This is a genomic window from Gilliamella sp. Pas-s27, assembly GCF_009795865.1.
GTDB lineage: Bacteria > Pseudomonadota > Gammaproteobacteria > Enterobacterales > Orbaceae > Gilliamella.
The window spans coordinates 22,076-28,075 of record NZ_WTEW01000027.1 but is presented as its reverse complement, the minus strand read 5'-3'; the positions used below and the strand labels follow the sequence as shown (position 1 = coordinate 28,075).

4 protein-coding genes are annotated in these 6,000 nt (G+C 37.5%); 2 read left to right on the top strand and 2 right to left on the bottom strand.

The annotated features are described in order from the left end of the window. Positions 1 to 285 precede the first annotated feature (285 nt). On the bottom strand, positions 286 to 1,050 hold the full coding sequence (pgeF, locus tag GQ589_RS10060; protein WP_160425954.1) for a peptidoglycan editing factor PgeF: 765 nt from the start codon (positions 1,048 to 1,050) through the stop codon (positions 286 to 288). Between the two features lie 8 nt (positions 1,051 to 1,058). Next, complete coding sequence (gene rluD, locus GQ589_RS10055; RefSeq protein ID WP_160399988.1) at positions 1,059 to 2,033, bottom strand: 23S rRNA pseudouridine(1911/1915/1917) synthase RluD; 975 nt, start codon at positions 2,031 to 2,033, stop codon at positions 1,059 to 1,061. 92 nt (positions 2,034 to 2,125) lie between these two features. Between rluD and bamD the strand changes: the two genes are divergently transcribed. Together bamD and leuS are read left to right on the top strand one after the other, a co-directional pair. Further along, on the top strand, positions 2,126 to 2,920 hold the full coding sequence (gene bamD, locus GQ589_RS10050) for an outer membrane protein assembly factor BamD (protein ID WP_160399989.1): 795 nt from the start codon (positions 2,126 to 2,128) through the stop codon (positions 2,918 to 2,920). Between the two features lie 487 nt (positions 2,921 to 3,407). After that, positions 3,408 to 5,990: a leucine--tRNA ligase gene (gene leuS / locus GQ589_RS10045; protein WP_160399990.1), complete on the top strand. Its 2,583-nt coding sequence runs from the start codon at positions 3,408 to 3,410 to the stop codon at positions 5,988 to 5,990. The last annotated feature ends 10 nt before the right edge of the window (positions 5,991 to 6,000 follow it).

The following is a 6,000-nucleotide window of genomic DNA, read 5'->3' as shown; positions in this document are numbered from 1 at the left end:
TGATTAAACTTGCGGTTATTAAATTATTACATCTACAACGTTACTGATTTGTTAAGTGTTGAAAACTATCTATACTTGTGTAATTAGTTAATTTTTATAAATTTTAGGATGCAATTCAGCATTCATCCCCCCCTAACTCAGGCGTTGCCTGTCACTATTTTGAGCACCCAAACAGCAAATTGACGAAACCATCAATGTCAAAAAGACATTATTTTGGCTAAAAAATCAGTCAGGAAAGGTATTGATTTTATTAAATTTTTTATTTTACTGTTTTTTACAAAAAACTCACTCAAACCAGATCATTGACGCCATCCTACCCGTTTTGCTTTCCCGACGGTATGAAAAAAACTTGTCTTGTTCAGTATAAGTACAAAAATCACCACCAAAAATTTTAGTTATGCCCATTGCTTGTAAGCGTTGTTTCGCAATTAAATAAAGATCAGCTAGGTATTTTTGTTCAGTAGGGTTGATTAATTTAAAAGCGATTTGTGCATTGCGGTCAATTTTTTCAAATTGTTCCTTGACTTCAATACCAACTTCAAACTTTTTAGCACTAATTGCTGGTCCAAGCCATGCGATAATGTTTGACGGTGATGAAGAAAATTTTTTGACGGTTTCTTCTAATATTCCGTTACATAATCCACGCCATCCTGCATGTGCTGCTGCAACTTCGTCCCCCTTAGTTGTACAAAATAAGACTGGCAGGCAATCGGCAGTCAATACAACACTCACTTGTTTGGGTTGATTAGTATACGATCCGTCGGCTTCTACCGTTTGATTAGGGATATTACCTGTTGCCGCTTTTAAGGGATTTTGCGATATGTCTAGTACTATGGTGCTGTGGGTTTGAGTTAACCAATAGGGCTCGCTGGGTATTTGTTCCGCTTGTATAACACGCTGTCGGTTTTGGGTTATATCTTTTAAATTATCGCCAGTTCGACTTCCCATATTTAAGCTCGTAAATGGTGCCAGACTGACACCGCCTATTCGTGTTGTGGTCAAAGCATGGATGTTTTTTGGCGCTATCCAATATGGGAAAATCGACTTTATCATGTTGGTTACCAATCTAGTTCGTCTTTGTGTTGTTCGGTATCTTCTTGCAAGGCTTGAATTAGCGTTTGCATATCTTGCGGTATTGGAGCATTCCATTGCATAAGCTCGCCTGTAATAGGGTGATACAAACGTAACATGGTTGCATGCAGTGCTTGACGATCAAAATCACGCAAGGTTTGAATAAACGATTCGCTCGCACCTTTAGGGGGTCTTGGGCGCCCACCATAAAGGGGATCGCCAATTAATGGGTGAGCAATATGCGCCATATGTACACGAATTTGGTGAGTTCGACCAGTTTCTAAGCGCAAACGTAAGCGAGTATGTAGGCGGTACTTTTCCATCACTCTGTAATGTGTTACGGCAGGTTTTCCTGTCGGAAATACCGCCATGTGAGTGCGTTTGGTTGGATGACGAGTGATAGGTTGATCAATCGTGCCTCCTGCAGTGATAATGCCCATAGCGACAGCTTCATATTCACGTGTAATTTCACGATGTTGAAGTGCATCAACTAAATGTGTTTGCGCATTAATGGTTTTAGCAACCACCATTAGACCTGTAGTGTCTTTATCGAGTCGATGAACAATACCAGCTCGTGGCACACGAGCTATGTCGGGGTAATAATGTAATAACGCATTTAATACCGTACCATCAGGATTACCTGCACCAGGATGTACGACAAGATCTCGAGGTTTATTGATGACAAGGATATCGTCGTCTTCATAAACAATGTCGAGTTTTATATCTTCTGGCTGGTGATAGGTTTCTTCTTCGATTTCAGCATTGATTATAATTTTTTCACCACCTAGCACTCTTTCTTTGGGTTTATTGACAATAACATCATTAACAGTAACTTTATTATTGACGATCCAATCTTTTATTCTTGAGCGTGAGTAATCAGGAAAAAGCGCTGATAAAGCTTGATCTAAGCGCATTCCTAATTGGGTTTGTTCAATTTCGGTTGATAATTTTAACTTATGCATGTGTAATTTATCTATTTTAAGCTATTATGTTTTAGAGTATTATATACCAATCATGGTCTTTAATGTTTAATTATATTTGGATTGAAAACTGAATGAAATTACGTTTACACTCTTTGTTAGCAATTGTTTTAAGTGGCATGCTAATTGGCTGTACGTCATCCAAACCCGATGTTGAAAATGTACCTGAAATTGAGCTTTATAATAAAGCAAAATCAGACCTTGAAAATGGAAATATTAAATCCAGTATTGCTGTATTAGAGACTATGGACAAGAACTATCCATTTGGTCCTTATTCACAACAAGTACAACTTGATTTGATTTATGCTTATTATAAGTCAGCTGATTTACCATTAGCAATTGCATCAATTGACCGTTTTTTAAAGTTGAATCCAACACACCAAAATATTGATTGGGTTATTTATATGCGTGGTATTTCAAATATGGCGCAAGACGATAATATGATCCAAGGTTGGTTTAACGTTGATCGTTCAGACCGCGATGCTGATTATGCAGCTGCTGCATTTAAGGACTTTACTTATTTAGTATCAAGTTTTCCAAGTAGTCAATATACGGCCGATGCACAAAAACGTCTTGTTTTTTTGAAAAATAGATTAGCACGCTATCAGTTAAAAATAGCTCAGTTTTATACTAAGCGCGGTGCTTATGTAGCGGTAATTAACCGTGTGACTGACATGCTATCGATGTTCCCTGATACCGATTCAACAAAAGAGGCATTGCTATTAATGCGTAATGCTTATAACGAGTTAGGTTTAGTTAACGAAACACAAAAAGTTGATCAGCTAATTCAAGCCAATATTGAAAACATGCCAAAACAAGAAGAAAAATCGTTCCTATCACGCTTTACTAGCGTTTTTAATGGCGGTTAGGCTGTTTTAATTTAAATTTCAATCATAATTTTAAATCACATCGATTGCTATTTAATTTGGGTTAAATAGCAATCAAGTAACGATACCAACATTTTAAATTATTTTTTGCAAGCAAACGTATCATAATGTTTTTTCTTTATTGGCTAATGCTAATGATGAATTTGATAAGTTAACTTTGATAAGTTAATCACAAAACAAACCATCCCTAAAATAAATATTTTTTACCAAACAATTTTTGATACTTCTTTTAGGGGATAACCTCTAGTATGTTCATGACCTTTATATTTACCCTTGCAAGCTTTTTCTATAGCTTCAAATGTAACACAATACTCTTTCTGATAACGATTATTTTAACCAATAGATGTTTAAATTTATCATGGCAAAAAATCAATATCGTGATTTATATATTGTTTGTAAAACTTGTCAATAACCAATACAATTAGCAACATATTTTTATTAGCAATAATAGATAGGACATTAACTCGTCATGCAAGAACAATACCGCCCAGATGAAATCGAAGCCACTGTACAAAAACACTGGCAAGAAAATAAAACTTTCCATGTTACAGAAGATCCATCAAAAGAAAAATATTACTGCTTATCGATGCTTCCTTACCCTTCTGGGCGTTTGCATCTTGGGCATGTGCGTAATTATACTATTGGTGATACGATTTCACGTTATCAGCGTTTAAATGGTAAAAACGTTTTACAACCAATTGGTTGGGATGCATTTGGTTTACCTGCTGAGGGTGCTGCTGTTAAAAATAATACCGCGCCTGCAAAGTGGACATATGAAAATATTGCTTATATGAAAAAGCAATTACAACTGTTAGGTTTTGGTTACGATTGGGATCGCGAGGTAACAACTTGTCGTCCAGAATATTACAAATGGGAACAGTGGTTCTTTACTAAGTTATACGAAAAGGGCTTAGTGTATAAAAAAACCTCTGCCGTTAACTGGTGTCCTAACGACCAAACTGTTCTTGCTAACGAACAAGTAGTTGAAGGTTGCTGTTGGCGTTGTAGCACACCAGTTGAACGTAAAGAGATCCCTCAATGGTTTATTAAAATTACAGACTATGCCGAAGAGTTACTAAACGATTTAGATACATTAGAAAACTGGCCTGAGCAAGTAAAAACCATGCAACGTAACTGGATTGGTCGTTCTGAAGGGGTTGAGTTTGATTTTGCTGTTGAAAATTATGCTGATAAATTACGTGTTTACACAACTCGTCCTGATACATTAATGGGTGTTAGCTTTGTATCGGTTGCCGCAGAGCACCCTCTTGCACAATTAGCGGCAAAAAATGATCCTAAAATTGCTGAATTTGTTGCTGAATGTAAAAATACCAAAACCGCCGAAGCTGATATGGCTACGATGGAAAAGAAAGGTATTGCGACAGGATTTTATGCAATTCATCCTCTAACAGGTAAAAAAGTTCCAGTTTGGATCGCTAACTTTGTGTTAATTGAATATGGCACAGGTGCAGTAATGGCTGTACCTGGACATGATGAGCGTGATTATGAGTTTGCTTCAAAATATAACTTACCAATTAATCCTGTTATTTTAACGCAAGACGGTAACATACCAGATCTTTCACAACAAGCTTATACTGAACACGGAAAATTATTTAATTCTGGCGAGTTTGATGGTCTTGATTTTGAGCAAGCATTCAATGCTGTTGCCGATAAATTAGTTTCACTGGGTATTGGTCAGCGTAAAGTAAATTATCGTTTACGTGATTGGGGCGTTTCACGTCAGCGTTATTGGGGCGCGCCAATTCCAATGGTAACCCTTGAAGATGGTACAACCATTCCTACACCAGAAGATCAGTTACCGGTTATTTTACCAGAAGATGTTGAAATGAACGGTATCACCAGTCCAATTAAGGCTGATCCTAATTGGGCAAAAACAACCGTAAACGGTCAACCTGCTCTGCGTGAGACTGATACTTTTGATACCTTTATGGAATCATCTTGGTATTATGCCCGTTATACGTGCCCGAATTATGATAAAGGTATGTTAGATGAAAAAGCAGCAAATTATTGGTTGCCAGTCGATCAGTATGTTGGTGGTATTGAACATGCCATTATGCATTTACTTTATTTTAGATTTTTCCATAAATTAATGCGTGATTTTGGTTTGGTATCGTCAGACGAACCAGCAAAACGTTTACTATGCCAAGGCATGGTATTAGCCGATGCATTTTATTATACCAGCCCAACCAATGAGCGTATTTGGGTATCGCCAACTGAAGTTACCATTGAACGTGATGATAAAGGTCGAATTGCTAAAGCCGTTGATAAACAGGGTAATGAATTAGTTCATGCGGGTATGACAAAGATGTCAAAATCCAAAAATAATGGTATCGACCCACAAGAAATGGTTGAAAAATACGGCGCTGATACCGTTCGATTATTTATGATGTTTGCGTCTCCTGCTGAAATGACACTAGAATGGCAAGAATCTGGCGTTGAGGGTGCTAACCGATTTATTAAACGTGTGTGGCGTTTAGTGTATGAACATGCGCAAAAAGGTCAAACCGCTAAACTTGATGTTGCTGCTTTGGATAGTGAACAAAAAGCATTACGCCGTGAGTTACATAAAACCATTGCGAAAGTGAGTGATGATATTGGACGTCGTCAAACGTTTAATACTGCTATTGCCGCTGTCATGGAGTTTATGAACCGCTTACAAAAAGCATCACAAGAAACCGAGCAAGACCGCGCCCTAATGAACGAGGCATTAAACGCAATTGTTCGTTTGCTTTACCCAATGATGCCACACGCTTGTTTTGTGATGTGGCAAGCTTTAGGCCATAATGAGTCGATTGATGATACTACTTGGCCTGTTGCTGACGAGGCGGCAATGATCGAGGACGAAAAACTCATTGTTGTACAAATTAATGGTAAAGTCCGTGGCAAATTTACAGTACCTGCTGATGCAGATCAGGATTTTGTTGTGTCACAAGCAAAACAAGAACCGAATATTCAAAAATACTTGAGCGATGTTGCTATCCGTAAAGTAATTTATGTTCCAGGTAAACTGTTAAATTTGGTTGTTGGTTAATATTGTTTGA

Bases quoted from the DNA above. Each gene is read 5' to 3' on its own strand.
- rluD (WP_160399988.1), bottom strand. From the start codon at position 2,033: ATGCATAAGTTAAAATTATCAACCGAAATTGAACAAACCCAATTAGGA.
- bamD (WP_160399989.1), top strand. From the start codon at position 2,126: ATGAAATTACGTTTACACTCTTTGTTAGCAATTGTTTTAAGTGGCATG.
- leuS (WP_160399990.1), top strand. From the start codon at position 3,408: ATGCAAGAACAATACCGCCCAGATGAAATCGAAGCCACTGTACAAAAA.